The sequence below is a fragment of the Dyella sp. C11 genome (genome assembly GCF_003121485.1).
Lineage (GTDB): Bacteria > Pseudomonadota > Gammaproteobacteria > Xanthomonadales > Rhodanobacteraceae > Dyella.
This window is the reverse complement of record NZ_QAVX01000008.1, coordinates 87,060-100,371: the sequence shown is the minus strand read 5'-3', so window position 1 is coordinate 100,371 and position 13,312 is coordinate 87,060. Positions and strand designations below refer to the sequence as shown.

Below are 13,312 nucleotides of genomic sequence, written 5' to 3'. Positions count from 1 at the left end.
CACCCCATGCCCTGGCTCGAACTTTCCCTCACCATCCGCGCCGAGCAGCAGCCGCGCGTCGAAGAAGCGCTGGACGACCTGGGCTCACTCTCCGTGACGCTGCAGGACGCCGATGCGGAAACGCCGGATGAGCAGGCCATCTTCGAGCCCGGTGTGGGCGAGCTGCCGTTGTGGCCGACGATCACACTCAACGCGCTGTTCGAGGCCGATACCGACCGGCGCGGCCTGGCGGAAGCCCTGGGTGACCTGCTGCCCTGGCTGGAGCCCGACCAGATCCAGTTCCGCGACGTGGCCGACGAGGACTGGGAGCGCGCGTGGATGGACCAGTTCAAGCCGATGCCGTTCGGTCGCCGGCTGTGGATCTATCCGTGGAACATCGAACCGCCGGCCGACGAGGACATCGTGGTCGTTCGCCTCGATCCCGGCCTCGCCTTCGGCAGCGGCACGCATCCCACCACGGCGCTTTGCCTGGCCTGGCTCGACAGCCTGGACCTGAAAGGCAAGACCGTGACCGACTTCGGCTGCGGCTCCGGCATCCTCGCCATCGCCGCGCTCAAGCTCGGTGCGGCGAGCGCGGTGGGCGTGGACAACGATCCGCAGGCACTCACCGCATCGGCGGATAACGCCGAGCGCAACCAAGTGGCCGATCGCCTCACGGTCTATCTGCCGGAAGAGTTTGCCTCGGCCGCTCCTGCGCATCCTGCGCCGGCGGCACTGGCGCATCCATGCGCGTCGCCTGCCGATGTCTTCATCGCCAACATCCTGGCCGGCCCGCTCGGCGAACTGGCGCCCACGTTCGCGGCTGCCGCCAAGCCCGGCGCGCCGTTTGCCATCTCCGGCATCCTGCAGGGCCAGGAAGACGAACTGCTGGCGCGCTATGCCGAGTGGTTCGACGAACTGCGCGTGGACACGCTGGAAGACTGGGTGCGCATCAGCGGCAAGCGCCGGAGCTGAGTGGCGGTTCACGGTATCAGCCCGTGCGCGGGTGATTTGTACCGCGCGCTGCACTAGGCTTGCCCTGAACTGGCCACCACGGTCCGCATGTACGCCCAATGTCCCGACTGCCTCACCGTGTTTTCGTTGAACACGGACATCCTCGCGCTGGCGCGGGGCGAAGTCGTGTGCGGGCATTGCGACAACGTGTTCGACGCCCTGGCCAGCCTCAGCGACCAGCTGCCGCCTGAGCCTTTCCAGCATCTGCCGCCTCGCAAGACGGATCTGCCGCCACGGCTGGACTCGGCGGTCTATCGCCCGCCGGCCGAGATGCCCGCCGTTGCCGAAGGCCCGACGCAGCGCGATGTACTCGACGAATTCGCCGACCTGGTGATCGCGCCACGCTTTGCCCGACAACCGGAAAAGAAGCACCGCTGGCCGTGGATTACCGCGTGCACGCTGCTGTTGCTTGGACTCGGCGCCCAGGTGGCCTGGGCCAAGCGCGACGCACTGATCGCCGACGATACGCTGGGCCCGGTGCTGCGCGACGCGTGCGCCACCCTGGGTTGCCAGTTGCCGCTGGTGCAGGATATTTCGCGCCTGACCCTGGTGGCGCGCGACGTGCAGGCCCATCCCTCGGTACCGGGCGCGCTGCTGATCACGGCCAACCTGCGCAACGACGCTTCGTTCGCGCAGCCTTATCCCGTGGTATCGATCACGCTCTCCGACGCCAACGGCAACAAGCTTGCCATGCGGCGCCTGCGCCCCAGCGAATACCTCGGCGACAACGCCACCATGCAAAAAGGCATCGCCGCCGGCGGCAGCGCTGCACTGATGCTTGAAGTGGAAGACCCGGGCGGCAAGGCCGTGGCGTTCGAGTTCGGTTTCGAATAGACGTCTATTTGATGAGGGTCACGGGCAGGCAGGTGCGGTCTTTGCCGCTAGCGCCGCACTGACGCAGGCACAGGTCGTGCCACCAATGCAAGTGAATGTCCATAGGACATTTTGGTTTCGTGGCCTAAAGACCTTCTTACGTATCGGGTACTTAAAATTCTCGGCACGCGAGGGTAAACTCGCTCCTTCGTCTCTGCTGCACCCGGCGTTCCATGCGAGCCGCCGCCCGCGGTATTGCCATAAACATTGCAGCGGCCCACGTAGCCGCCGCGTTAGAACGTGAGGGGAAATGCCCGTGAACGCCGTAAGACTGCCTGCCAGCGAGTCTCCGAAAGAGACCTCGTCGCAGAGCGCCTTGAGCGAATGCGTCAGCCGCACCGTACGCCGCTACCTCGCCGACATCGGCGATACGGAGTGCGACGAAGGTTTGCACGCGCTCGTCATTCGCGAAGTCGAAGGCCCCCTCCTGCGCGAAGTGCTGGCCTGGCACGACGGCAACCAGAGCCGTGCCGCGGCCGTGCTCGGCATCAATCGCGCCACGCTGCGCAAGAAGCTCGCCGCCCACGGCCTGCTCTGAGGAAACACCGCACGTTCGCGCAAGGATTCGCGCGACGGGATGGAATGTCATGACCTCGCCTGCTTCGATTCGCGCCGCCACCACGGCCGACGAACCCCGCATGACGGAAGTGTGGGAAGCCGCGGTCCGCGCCACGCATCATTTCCTTGCCGAAAAAGACATCGTCTTCTTCCGTTCATTCCTGCCGAGCGTGTTTGGACGGCTAAACGTGCGCGTCATCGAACGCGATGGACGCGTGGAAGGTTTCATCGCCACCCAGGCACATCACGTGGAGGCGTTGTTCGTGAACCCCGCGCTGCACGGCCAGGGCCTGGGCCGGCGCCTGCTCGACGAAGTGATCAACGAGGCGCCCTCGCACCCCGCCTGGACCACGGACGTGAATGAGCAAAACCCGCAGGCCGTGCGCTTTTACCGGCGCTACGGCTTCGTGGACATGGGCCGCTCCGAACGCGACGCCAGCGGACGCCCCTTCCCCTTGCTGCACCTGGTATTACGGGCTTAAAGACGGCCAAACCACGCCGTCGGGCGACAGGGTCTATAATTGATCCTTTCCCCCAAGGAATTTGCCTCATGTCCGCCGCCTCCCCGGCACCGGTCCGCCGTGCCTTGCTTAGCGTCTCCGATAAACAGGGCTTGCTCGATCTCGCCCGCCGCCTGTCCGCCAAGGGCGTGGAGCTGCTTTCCACGGGTGGTAGCGCCAAGGCGCTGCGCGACGCAGGCATTCCGGTCAAGGACGTGAGCGAACTCACCGGCTTTCCGGAAATCATGGACGGCCGCGTCAAGACGCTGCACCCGAAAGTGCATGGTGGCCTGCTGGGTCGCCGCGGCACCGATGCGGCGGTGATGACCGAGCTCGACATCGCGCCGATTGACCTGCTGGTGCTCAACCTGTACCCGTTCGAGCAGACCGTGGCGCGCGCCGACTGCACGCTGGAAGACGCCATCGAGAACATCGACATCGGCGGCCCGGCCATGCTGCGTTCGGCGGCCAAGAACTGGAACGATGTCGGCGTGCTCACCTCGCCGGACCAGTACGAGGAAGCGCTGGCGGAAATCGAAGCACACGGCGGCCTGTCGCGCGCCACGCGCTTCAAGCTCGCTGTCGCCGCGTTCAATCGCGTGTCCAACTACGACGGCGCGATCAGCGATTACCTGTCCGCGCTGAAGCTCAACGACGACTACACCGCCATCGCCGGGCACGACGCCTTCCCCGCGCAGGCGAACGGCCGCTTCGTGAAGCTGATGGATCTTCGCTACGGCGAAAATCCGCACCAGCAGGCCGCGTTCTACCGCGACCTGTACCCGGCGCCGGGCACGCTGGCCACGTTCCGCCAGCTGCAGGGCAAGGAACTGTCGTTCAACAACATCGCCGATTCGGACGCCGCGTGGGAATGCGTGCGCAGCTTCACCAAGCCGGCCTGCGTGATCGTGAAGCACGCCAATCCGTGCGGCGTCGCCGTGAGCCTGGACGGCATCGGTCGCGCGTATGACCTGGCCTACCAGACCGACCCCACCTCGGCCTTCGGCGGCATCATCGCCTTCAACCGCATCGTGGATGCCGCGACGGCCAAGGCCATCGTGGACCGCCAGTTCGTGGAAGTGGTGCTGGCACCGGGCTACGAGGATGACGCGCTCAAGGTGTTCGCCAAGAAGACCAACGTCCGCGTGCTGGAAATTCCGCCGCCGGCCGATGGCGACCTGACCAAGGCGCATCCGGGCAACGATTCGCGCCGCGTGGGCTCGGGCCTGCTGATCCAGACCGCCGACCGCGCGATGGTGAAGCCGGAAGACCTGAAGATCGTCACCAAGCGCGCGCCGACGCCGGCGCAGATCGACGACCTGATCTTCGCGTGGAAGGTGGCTAAGTACGTCAAGAGCAATGCCATCGTGTACGCGAAGAACCGCCAGACCATCGGCGTGGGCGCCGGCCAGATGAGCCGCGTGTACAGCGCGAAGATCGCCGGCATCAAGGCTGCCGATGAAAAGCTGGAAGTGGCCGGCTCGGTGATGGCATCGGATGCGTTCTTCCCGTTCCGCGATGGCATCGATGCCGCCGCTGCCGCCGGTATCAGCGCGGTGATCCAGCCGGGCGGCTCGATGCGCGATGCGGAAGTGATCGCTGCGGCGGATGAGCACGACATCGCGATGGTGTTCACGGGCATTCGCCATTTCAGGCATTGAGCTGGCCATCAACGCCCGGAAAAAAGGCGCCCGTTGGGGCGCCTTTTTCTTTGCTCGTCATTCCGGCGCAGGCCGGAATCCAGTGGCGACGGCGACAGGTTCTCGTGAGAACGCTGATCAGCTCTTCCGCGACAGTCGAATCTTGTCGCATCTGGATTCCGGCCTGCGCCGGAATGACGAGCCAGAGGTCAGCGCAGTGCTTGTGTTGCCTCAGCCGCATTTGCGCTGCGGTGCTCCACCGGCCGTGCCGCATACTTCTTCGCCAACACCGCGCACGTCATCAGCTGGATCTGATGAAACAGCATGATCGGCAACACGATCGTGCCCAACGGGTGCCCTGCAAAAAGCACCTTCGCCATCGGCACGCCACTGGCGAGGCTCTTCTTGGAGCCGCAGAACACGATGGTGATTTCGTCTTCGCGATTGAAGCCCAGTGCACGTGCACCGTAGCGCGTGATCAGCAGTGCGATGGCCAGCAGCACCGCGTTGACCACCAGCAGGCCGCCCAGCACGGGCAGCGGAATCTGTTTCCACAGTCCCTGCAGCACGGCAGCACTGAAGGCCGTATAGACCACCAGCAGGATCGAGCCCTGGTCTACGTATGACAGCAGCGCGCGGTTGCGTTCCACCCAGCGGCCAATCCAGCGCTGCGCCACCTGGCCAGCCACGAACGGCACCAGCAGCTGCAGCACGATGGCGCCGATGGAATCCCAATTCATGCCGCCCTGCCCGTGCGACTCCAGCATTACCCCCACCAGCAGCGGGGTGATGAAGATGCCGAGCAGGCTGGAGGCGGAGGCCGAGCAGATCGCGGCCGGCACGTTGCCGCGCGCCATCGAGGTGAAGGCGATCGACGACTGCACGGTGGACGGCAAGGTGCAAAGAAACAGCACACCCAGATACAGCGACGGCGTCACCAGCGGTGACAGCACGGGGCGCAGCAGCAGACCCAGCACCGGGAACAGCACGAAAGTGCTGGCCAGCACGGTCAGATGCAGCCGCCAATGCGTCATGCCGGCCACCACGGCCTCGCGCGAGAGCTTGGCGCCATGCAGGAAGAACAATAGTCCAATGGCCAGATCGGTCAGCACGTTGAACACGCTGGCGGTGGTGCCGCGGCACGGCAACAGGCTGGCCAGCGTCACGGTGACGATCAGGGCGCAGGTAAAACGGTCGGGCAGGAAGCGACGCAGGAACATGGCCGGGGGCAACGTCTGTCGGGGAATGGCGCTATTGGACTGCCATCCTATTGATTAATCAAATCGTTTTATCTTATCTACTGATACAGTATTGACATGAATATCAGCCTGCGCCAGCTTCGCGCCTTCCTTGCCGTAGCCCGCCAGCAGCATTTCCGCCGGGCGGCGGAAAGCCTGCACCTGAGTCAGCCCGCGGTGAGTCGCTACATCGCCGACCTCGAAGCCGAGCTTGGCATTCGCCTGTTCGATCGCACCACGCGGGAAGTCGTGCCCACGGACGCCGGTCGCTACCTGGAAAGCGCCATCGGCCGCGTGCTCGATGAGCTGGAAGGCGTGCTGTCGCACGTGCACTCCGAAAGCGAGCGCAAGCGCGGCAAGGTGCACGTGGCCGCGGTGCCCACGCTGTCCGCCGGTTTGATGCCTCAATGCATCGCCAACTGCGCCGCGCGTTATCCGGAACTCACCATCCAGCTGCATGATCAGGCGCAGACGATGGTGCTGGACAGCGTGCGTGGCGGCGAGGTGGATTTCGGCGTGGCCATCGATCCGCCACTCACGGGCGAATTCGACAGCGAGCTGCTGTTGCGCGACCCCTTCGTGCTGGTGTGTCGCCCCGACCATCCGCTGGCGCGGCTTGACCGTGTGCCGTGGCGCAAGCTGCAGGGCGAGCCACTGATCCTGCTCGACTATTCCTCAGGCAGCCGGCGCCTGATCGATCACGCGCTCGCCAGTCGAACCATCGAGGCGAATATCGTGCAACAGACGGGGCACACATTCACCACGTTCCGCATGGTGGAGGCAGGGCTGGGCATCAGCGTGAGTCCCGCGTTGTCGCCACCGCCACCCACGCTCGTGACGCGTCCGCTGACGCCGCAGGAAAGTCGCGACGTGGTGTTGATCAAGCGCAAACAGCGCTCGCTATCGCCACTGGCCACGCTGGTGTGGGATCAACTGCGTGAGCTGACCCGCGGCATGTAGCCACAAGCCGCCAACGAAGTGTTGTGTGTGGGAGCGCACCCTGTGCGCGACTTGGCCGCAACGGCTCATGGAACACCAAGGTTCTTCGCCATATCGGTGACACTGACGCAAACCCAGTCGCGCACAGGGTGCGCTCCCACAGGCAAGAGGCAACACAGTGGTGACGGCCACCCGCATGCCGCACTCACACCTTGTAGAACACCCGACACCTAGCCTCGGCTTCATTCTCGCCAAAGGCTTCTCTTATGCGCTACGAGCTCTATTACTGGACCGGCATCCAGGGCCGCGGCGAATTCGTGCGCCTTGCACTGGAAGACGCGGGCGCCACTTACATCGACGTCGCGCGCGTCGAAGGCGACCAGGTGATGATGCCCTTCCTGCGTGGCGAACGTTCCGGCGCGCGACCGTTCGCACCGCCATTCCTGCGCGCGGGGCGACTGGTGGTGGCACAAGTGGCGAACATCCTCGCGTTTCTCGGACCTCGCCACGGGCTGGCACCGGCATCGGAGGCCGGTCGCCTGTATGCCATGCAGCTGCAGCTGACCATCACCGACATCGTCGCGGAGGTGCACGACACGCATCATCCGATTTCGAATGACCTGTATTTCGAGGATCAACGCCCCGAGGCGCGTAAGCGCTCAAAGGCTTTTTGCGAGCAACGCATCCCGAAATTCCTCGATTACTTTGAGCACGTGCTTGAGCATGGCGACGGCAGGCATGCCGTGGGACGGCGACATTCGTACGTGGACCTGTCGCTGTTCCAGCTGATGTCCGGGCTTGATTACGCCTTTCCCAAAACCCTGAAGAAGGTGCAGCGCCGAACCCCGCACTTGCGCGCGTTGCGCGACCGCGTGGCAGAACGCCCCAACATCGCCGCTTATCTCGCCTCCGGGCGGCGCATCCCATTCAACGAAGACGGCATCTTCCGCCACTACCCGGAACTGGACGAAAGCCAGGCGACGCGGATGCTCAGAAAATCGCGATGACGATGGCGCCGGCCACGATCAGCCCGCCACCAATCGCCAGCGACCAGCTCACCTGTTCGCCCAGCAGCAGTACGCCAAGCGCGATGGCGATAGCCACGCTGAGCTTGTCGATGGGAGCCACCTTGCTCACCGGGCCCAGTTGCAGCGCGCGGTAATAGCAAAGCCACGACAAGCCCGTGGCGACGCCTGACAGGACAAGAAAGACCCAACTGCTCGCGGGCAAGCCCGAGGGACGCGCCCATTCATGGCGAAGGCTGAGGATGCCGGCCGTCACCAGCAGGATCACGATGGTGCGAATGAACGTGGCGAGATTGGAATTGATGCCCGCCACGCCCAGCTTGCCGAACAGCGCCGTCAGCGCTGCAAAAAACGCCGAGCCCAGCGCGAAGAGCAGCCAGCTTTCGCGAAAATTCATGGCTGCCTCGTTCGTGATGAGGGCACGGACTTACTGGCCGCCGTTGTCCTGGTCCTGGGCCGACTTGCTGTTGCCCCACGACATGACCTTGTACATCACCGGCTTCACCGGTTCGCCCGCCTGATTGGACCAGGCGCCCTTCTGGTCGACCATGTAGGTCTGCGGGATGCCGCCCTTCGGCGTCACCACCACCATGTAGACCTGGCCGCTGCGGCTGTATTCCTGGATGGTCTGGTCGCCCTGCGTCACCACCTTCACCTGCGGCGGCGTGTTGCCGTTCGCATCGCGTGGCTGGGCGTCGGACGTGGCCGGCGTGGAGGTGGCCGGCTGGCTCAGCGTCGCTTCGGTATCGGCAGACACCTGGCCGGATTTCGACGAGGACGCACCGGAGGATTTGGTGGTCGCTTTCGGCGCTGGCGCGGGTGCCGGCACCGGGGTGGCCTTGACGCCCGGATCGTTCATGCCCGGCGGCGGCGGGGCCGGCGGAAACTGACTGGCTGACGTCTGCGCAAACGCACTCGACGCCATGGCCACACCAAGAACGGCAAGCAGGGCAACGGGTTTCATGATGATGGCCTCCTGTGGGGCGTTGAGCATAGCAGCGGGCCGCCATGCACCTCGTGAATGAAGCCGGGCGAAAACGGTGTCGCAAGGCACCGCGCGAGCCTTGCCGGTGGCCGCCCTTTTCTCCCGCGGCGAACCCAAACCTTTCACGACCCCATGCGACAATGGCGGGCATGGCCAAGCTCATCCTGATTGACGGTTCCTCCTACCTCTACCGCGCTTTCCACGCGCTTCCTCCGCTTACCAATTCGCACGGCGAACCCACCGGCGCCCTGTTCGGCGTGGTGAACATGCTGCGCGCCACCATCAAGGCGAAGCCTGATTACGTGGCGTTCGTGAGCGATGCGCCGGGCCCCACCTTCCGCAACCAGCTCTACGACCAGTACAAGGCCAACCGGCCGCCGATGCCGGACGACTTGCGTGCACAGGTGGACCCCATGCTCGCCATCGTCGGCGCGCTGGGTTTCCCGATCCTGCGCGTTAGCGGGGTGGAAGCGGACGACGTGATCGGCACGCTTACCGAGCAGGCGCACGCGCAAGGCATCGAGGTGGAGATTTCCACCGGCGACAAGGACCTCGCCCAGCTGGTGCGACCCGGCGTGACCCTGGTCAACACCATGACCAACACCACGACCGACAGCGCGGGCGTGATGGAAAAATTTGGCGTCGAGCCGTCGCAGATCGTCGACTTCCTCTCGCTCACTGGCGACACGGTCGACAACGTGCCCGGCGTGCCCAAGTGCGGCCCGAAGACCGCCGCCAAATGGCTGGCCGAATACGGTTCGCTCGACAACCTGATGGCGAACGCGGACAAGGTAGGCGGCAAGATCGGCGAGAGCCTGCGCGCCGCGCTGCCCCAGCTGCCGCTGTCACGCGACCTGGTGACCATCAAGCTCGACGTGCCGCTGGATGAGCCCGTCGATCATCTGAAGATGCGCGAACGCCATATCGAACAGCTGCGCGAGTTGTACGTGCGCTATGAGTTCAAGGCGGCGCTGAAAGATCTCGATGCCGAAACCGGCGCCGCTGCTGTGGGAGCGCACCTTGTGCGCGACGCGCAGATGCCGGGCGGTGAGTCCACGCCCAGTCGCGCACAGGGTGCGCTCCCACAGGGTGAGGCGCACGCAGGTCGGGACCTGTCCATGGCCGGCCACTATGAACTGGTCACCACGCAGGAACAGTTCGACGGCTGGCTGGCGAAGATCGCCACCGCGCCACTCGTTTCGTTCGATACCGAGACCACCTCCATCGACTCGATGCAGGCGGATATCGTGGGCCTGAGCCTGTCGGTGGAACCCGGCTATGCCTGCTACGTGCCGCTCGCACACGATTATCCCGGCGCTCCCGCACAGCTCAACCGTGACCAGGTGCTGGCCACGCTCAAGCCGTTCTTCGAAGACGCCAGCCGTCCGAAGATGGGCCAGCACGCCAAGTACGACATCAACATCCTGTCGAACTACGGCATCCACCTGCAGGGACTGAAGCACGATTCCATGCTCGAGTCATACGTGTGGAACGCCACGGCCACGCGTCACGACATGGATTCGCTGGCGAAGAAATACCTCGACGTCGACACCATCAAGTACGAACAGGTAGCCGGCAAAGGCGCGAAACAGATTCCGTTCTCGCACGTGGACCTGGATACCGCGTGCCGTTACGCCGCGGAAGATGCCGACATCACGTTGCGCCTGCATCACGCGCTTTGGCCAAAGCTGGAAAGCGAAGCATCGCTGCGCTCCGTCTACGAGAACATCGAAATTCCGCTGATTCCCGTGCTGGCATCCATGGAACAGCGCGGCGTGCTCATCGACGTCAGCGAGCTGCGCATGCAGAGCCAGCAGCTGGGCAAGCGCATGCTGGAATTGCAGCAGCAAGCCTGGAAAGGCGCAGGCCACGAGTTCAACCTCGATTCGCCCAAGCAGTTGCAGGCCGTGCTGTTCGACGAACTGGGCCTGCCGATCAAGGTGAAGACGCCGACGGGCCAGCCTTCGACCAACGAAGAGGCACTGGAAGCCATCGCGGATGATCACGCCCTGCCGCGACTCATCCTCGACTACCGCGGCCTGGCCAAGCTGCGCTCCACCTACACGGACAAACTCGCGGAGATGGTGAATCCGCGCACCGGCCGCGTGCACACCAGCTATCACCAGGGCTCGGTGGCCACGGGGCGCGTGTCGTCGTCCGATCCGAACCTGCAGAACATCCCCATCCGCACCGAGGAAGGCCGGCGCATCCGCGAGGCGTTCGTGGCACCGGAAGGCTGGGTGGTACTTGCGGCGGACTACTCGCAGATCGAGCTGCGCATCATGGCGCACCTGTCCGGCGACGAGGGCCTGGTAAAGGCGTTCCAGGAAGGCGGCGACGTGCATCGCGCCACGGCGGCGGAAGTGTTCGGCCTCAAGCCTGAAGAGGTGAGCGCCAACCAGCGCCGCGCGGCGAAGGCGATCAACTTTGGCCTGATGTACGGCATGAGCGCGTTCGGCCTTGCCCGACAGCTGGGCGTGGATCGCGGCGAAGCCAGCGACTACATGGCCCGCTACTTCGCCCGGTATCCCGGCGTGCACGCCTTCATGGAAGCCACGCGCCAGCAGGCGCACCGCGATGGTTACGTGGAAACGCTGTTCGGCCGACGCCTGTACCTGGAAAACCTGCAATCGCGAACCCAGGCGCTGCGGGCGGGCGCGGAGCGCGCGGCCGTGAACGCCCCCATGCAGGGCACGGCGGCCGACATCATCAAGCGCGCCATGATCGCCGTGCACGCCTGGCTGCTGGAACGCCAGGACGACGCGCACATGCTCATGCAGGTGCACGACGAACTGGTGTTCGAGGTGCGCAAGGACGTGGTGGACGACGTGCGTGCCGGCGTGGTCGAACGCATGTCCGGCGCGGCGACGCTTTCCGTGCCGCTGCTGGTCGAAGCCGGCGTGGGCAAGAACTGGGGCGAGGCGCACTGAGGCTGAGATCCCTCAGGGCCCACTCGTAAGGGAATGACTGTGGGGGCGCGCACCCAGTGCGCGACGACGGGTCATCCTGACGGAAGCCGTCCTGGATCCGCGTCGCTCAGGGGGGGCTCCCACATTGCGGCGCAGTCACGGCTAAACGTTTGATTTTTTGTCAAATGAACGTCCCCTGACCAAAATCAAATGCGGCGGTGCAACTTTTCCGTGCTGGCGCGTTCTTAATCCTCGGGTGCACGCAACGGCATCCAGGGGTTCGCCACCTCCCTGGACGAACCCACCTGGTCAGCGAACCTCTCCCCTGGGCTTCGCTGCCACCCCGGCCCCGAGGATTCCCCCCTAATCCTCGGGGCTTTTTTATGCCCGGCATGCGGGTTTCGTCAGGAAAGGACAGCGAGCACTCAAGCCGCTAGGATTTGCGCCTACCAACCGGCGCGGGTCATCGCTGCGTGCAGATCAAGGGAAAAGTCACTTCGTTCGACATCGCTCACCTGGCCGGGGTCTCCCAGTCGACGGTGTCGCGCGCCTTGCGCGGCAGCAAGCTGGTCAACGAGGAGACACGGCGGCGCATCCAGGCTGCGGTTGACGAGCTGAACTACAAGGTCGACAAGAACGCCTCCGGACTGCGCGCCAAGCACACGGGCCCGCTGGCATTGCTGCTGTTCGAGGATCCGACGGCCGACGAGTCGCACATCAATCCGTTCTTCCTTTCCATGCTGGGATCGATCACGCGCGCCAGCGCCCAGCGCGGCTACGACCTGCTGATTTCCTTCCAGCAGTTCTCGCGCGACTGGCACGCCGACTACGCGGACAGCAAGAAGGCCGACGGCATCATCCTGCTCGGCTACGGCGATTACCTGGCCACGCGCGACAAGTTGCAGAAGCTGGTGGACCAGGGCACGCGCTGCGTGCGCTGGGGCGCCGTGCTGCCCGACCAGCCCGATGTCTCGGTGGGCTGCGACAACGTCAGCGGCGGTCGTGAGGTGACGGCGCACCTGCTGGCGCAGGGCTGCCAGCGCATCGCCTTCCTCGGCGACGCGTCCAGTCATTACCCGGAATTCTTCGACCGCTACCGCGGCTATTCGCGTGCCCTGGCCGATGCCAGCCTCGATGCGGAACCGTTGCTGCAGGTGAACGCCGAAAGCACCGAGCAGTCGGGTTACGACGCGCTGGAAACGCTGCTGGCGCGCGGCGTGATGTTCGATGCCGTGTTCGCCGCCAGTGATCTCATCGCCATCGGCGCCATGCGCGCCCTCGCCGACCACGGGCTACGCGTTCCCGACGATGTTGCCCTTGCCGGCTTCGACGACATTCCCATGGCCAGCTTCATGAACCCGCCGCTGACCACCGTCCTGCAGGACACCAAGCTGGCGGGCGAGATCCTGGTGGACAACCTGCTTGCGCTGATTCGCGGCGAACCGGCGGAAAGCGCGATGATGCCGGCGAAACTGATCGTGCGGAAATCCAGCGTCCGCCGCTGAAACGGGCCGTCATTCCTGTAGGAGCGCACTTGTGCGCTGCCGAGTCGCTTTTTTGTGGGAGCGCACCCTGTGCGCGACAACCCAACGAAGAGGCGACCCTCCGCTCCGCGGTCGCGCACAGGGTGCGCTCCCACAAAAGCGGCGGGT

General features: G+C 64.8%; 12 protein-coding genes. 9 read left to right on the top strand and 3 right to left on the bottom strand.

Features of this window, described 5'->3' with window-relative positions; translation table 11 throughout:
• Positions 1–6: 6 nt before the first annotated feature.
• From prmA to purH, 5 genes are all read left to right on the top strand, one after another.
• A complete protein-coding gene (gene prmA / locus DK366_RS09810; RefSeq protein WP_109125369.1) occupies positions 7–954 on the top strand; it encodes a 50S ribosomal protein L11 methyltransferase in 948 nt (315 codons plus the stop codon).
• An 87-nt stretch (positions 955–1,041) separates the two neighbouring features.
• Positions 1,042–1,827, top strand: a complete 786-nt coding sequence (locus tag DK366_RS09805) for a zinc-ribbon and DUF3426 domain-containing protein (protein ID WP_109125368.1) — start codon at positions 1,042–1,044, stop codon at positions 1,825–1,827.
• A gap of 289 nt (positions 1,828–2,116) precedes the next feature.
• Positions 2,117–2,404 (top strand): helix-turn-helix domain-containing protein, encoded by a 288-nt coding sequence (locus tag DK366_RS09800; protein ID WP_046970233.1) that lies wholly within the window; start codon positions 2,117–2,119, stop codon positions 2,402–2,404.
• Between the two features lie 49 nt (positions 2,405–2,453).
• Positions 2,454–2,906 carry a GNAT family N-acetyltransferase gene (locus DK366_RS09795; protein WP_109125367.1) on the top strand — a complete coding sequence of 151 codons (453 nt, stop codon included), beginning with the start codon at positions 2,454–2,456 and terminating at the stop codon, positions 2,904–2,906.
• A 68-nt stretch (positions 2,907–2,974) separates the two neighbouring features.
• The gene (purH, locus tag DK366_RS09790; protein ID WP_109125366.1) at positions 2,975–4,585 is read left to right on the top strand and encodes a bifunctional phosphoribosylaminoimidazolecarboxamide formyltransferase/IMP cyclohydrolase; all 1,611 of its coding nucleotides are present in this window, start codon (positions 2,975–2,977) and stop codon (positions 4,583–4,585) included.
• Between the two features lie 188 nt (positions 4,586–4,773).
• Here the strand turns inward: purH and DK366_RS09785 are convergent, their stop codons facing one another.
• Positions 4,774–5,784, bottom strand: coding sequence for a bile acid:sodium symporter family protein (locus DK366_RS09785; RefSeq protein ID WP_109125365.1), 1,011 nt, complete (start codon positions 5,782–5,784; stop codon positions 4,774–4,776).
• A 96-nt stretch (positions 5,785–5,880) separates the two neighbouring features.
• Here DK366_RS09785 and DK366_RS09780 point away from each other — a divergent pair, with 96 nt between their 5' ends.
• Positions 5,881–6,762, top strand: a complete 882-nt coding sequence (locus DK366_RS09780; RefSeq protein WP_109125364.1) for a LysR family transcriptional regulator — start codon at positions 5,881–5,883, stop codon at positions 6,760–6,762.
• A 245-nt stretch (positions 6,763–7,007) separates the two neighbouring features.
• Positions 7,008–7,748 (top strand): glutathione S-transferase, encoded by a 741-nt coding sequence (locus DK366_RS09775; protein ID WP_109125363.1) that lies wholly within the window; start codon positions 7,008–7,010, stop codon positions 7,746–7,748.
• Here DK366_RS09775 and DK366_RS09770 read toward each other — a convergent pair.
• Complete coding sequence (locus DK366_RS09770; protein ID WP_109125362.1) at positions 7,732–8,163, bottom strand: EamA family transporter; 432 nt, start codon at positions 8,161–8,163, stop codon at positions 7,732–7,734. The genes DK366_RS09775 and DK366_RS09770 overlap by 17 nt on opposite strands.
• A gap of 30 nt (positions 8,164–8,193) precedes the next feature.
• Positions 8,194–8,730: a DUF2782 domain-containing protein gene (locus DK366_RS09765; RefSeq protein ID WP_109125430.1), complete on the bottom strand. Its 537-nt coding sequence runs from the start codon at positions 8,728–8,730 to the stop codon at positions 8,194–8,196.
• A 170-nt stretch (positions 8,731–8,900) separates the two neighbouring features.
• Between DK366_RS09765 and polA the strand changes: the two genes are divergently transcribed.
• Both polA and DK366_RS09755 read left to right on the top strand, forming a co-directional pair.
• Positions 8,901–11,681: a DNA polymerase I gene (gene polA / locus DK366_RS09760; RefSeq protein ID WP_109125429.1), complete on the top strand. Its 2,781-nt coding sequence runs from the start codon at positions 8,901–8,903 to the stop codon at positions 11,679–11,681.
• Between the two features lie 458 nt (positions 11,682–12,139).
• The gene (locus DK366_RS09755) at positions 12,140–13,165 is read left to right on the top strand and encodes a LacI family DNA-binding transcriptional regulator (protein ID WP_109125428.1); all 1,026 of its coding nucleotides are present in this window, start codon (positions 12,140–12,142) and stop codon (positions 13,163–13,165) included.
• Positions 13,166–13,312: the final 147 nt, after the last annotated feature.

What these genes read in the sequence shown, in the direction of transcription:
- prmA (WP_109125369.1), top strand. Translation starts at nt 7, where the DNA reads ATGCCCTGGCTCGAACTTTCCCTCACCATCCGCGCCGAGCAGCAGCCG.
- DK366_RS09805 (WP_109125368.1), top strand. Translation starts at nt 1,042, where the DNA reads ATGTACGCCCAATGTCCCGACTGCCTCACCGTGTTTTCGTTGAACACG.
- DK366_RS09800 (WP_046970233.1), top strand. Translation starts at nt 2,117, where the DNA reads ATGCCCGTGAACGCCGTAAGACTGCCTGCCAGCGAGTCTCCGAAAGAG.
- DK366_RS09795 (WP_109125367.1), top strand. Translation starts at nt 2,454, where the DNA reads ATGACCTCGCCTGCTTCGATTCGCGCCGCCACCACGGCCGACGAACCC.
- purH (WP_109125366.1), top strand. Translation starts at nt 2,975, where the DNA reads ATGTCCGCCGCCTCCCCGGCACCGGTCCGCCGTGCCTTGCTTAGCGTC.
- DK366_RS09785 (WP_109125365.1), bottom strand. Translation starts at nt 5,784, where the DNA reads ATGTTCCTGCGTCGCTTCCTGCCCGACCGTTTTACCTGCGCCCTGATC.
- DK366_RS09780 (WP_109125364.1), top strand. Translation starts at nt 5,881, where the DNA reads ATGAATATCAGCCTGCGCCAGCTTCGCGCCTTCCTTGCCGTAGCCCGC.
- DK366_RS09775 (WP_109125363.1), top strand. Translation starts at nt 7,008, where the DNA reads ATGCGCTACGAGCTCTATTACTGGACCGGCATCCAGGGCCGCGGCGAA.
- DK366_RS09770 (WP_109125362.1), bottom strand. Translation starts at nt 8,163, where the DNA reads ATGAATTTTCGCGAAAGCTGGCTGCTCTTCGCGCTGGGCTCGGCGTTT.
- DK366_RS09765 (WP_109125430.1), bottom strand. Translation starts at nt 8,730, where the DNA reads ATGAAACCCGTTGCCCTGCTTGCCGTTCTTGGTGTGGCCATGGCGTCG.
- polA (WP_109125429.1), top strand. Translation starts at nt 8,901, where the DNA reads ATGGCCAAGCTCATCCTGATTGACGGTTCCTCCTACCTCTACCGCGCT.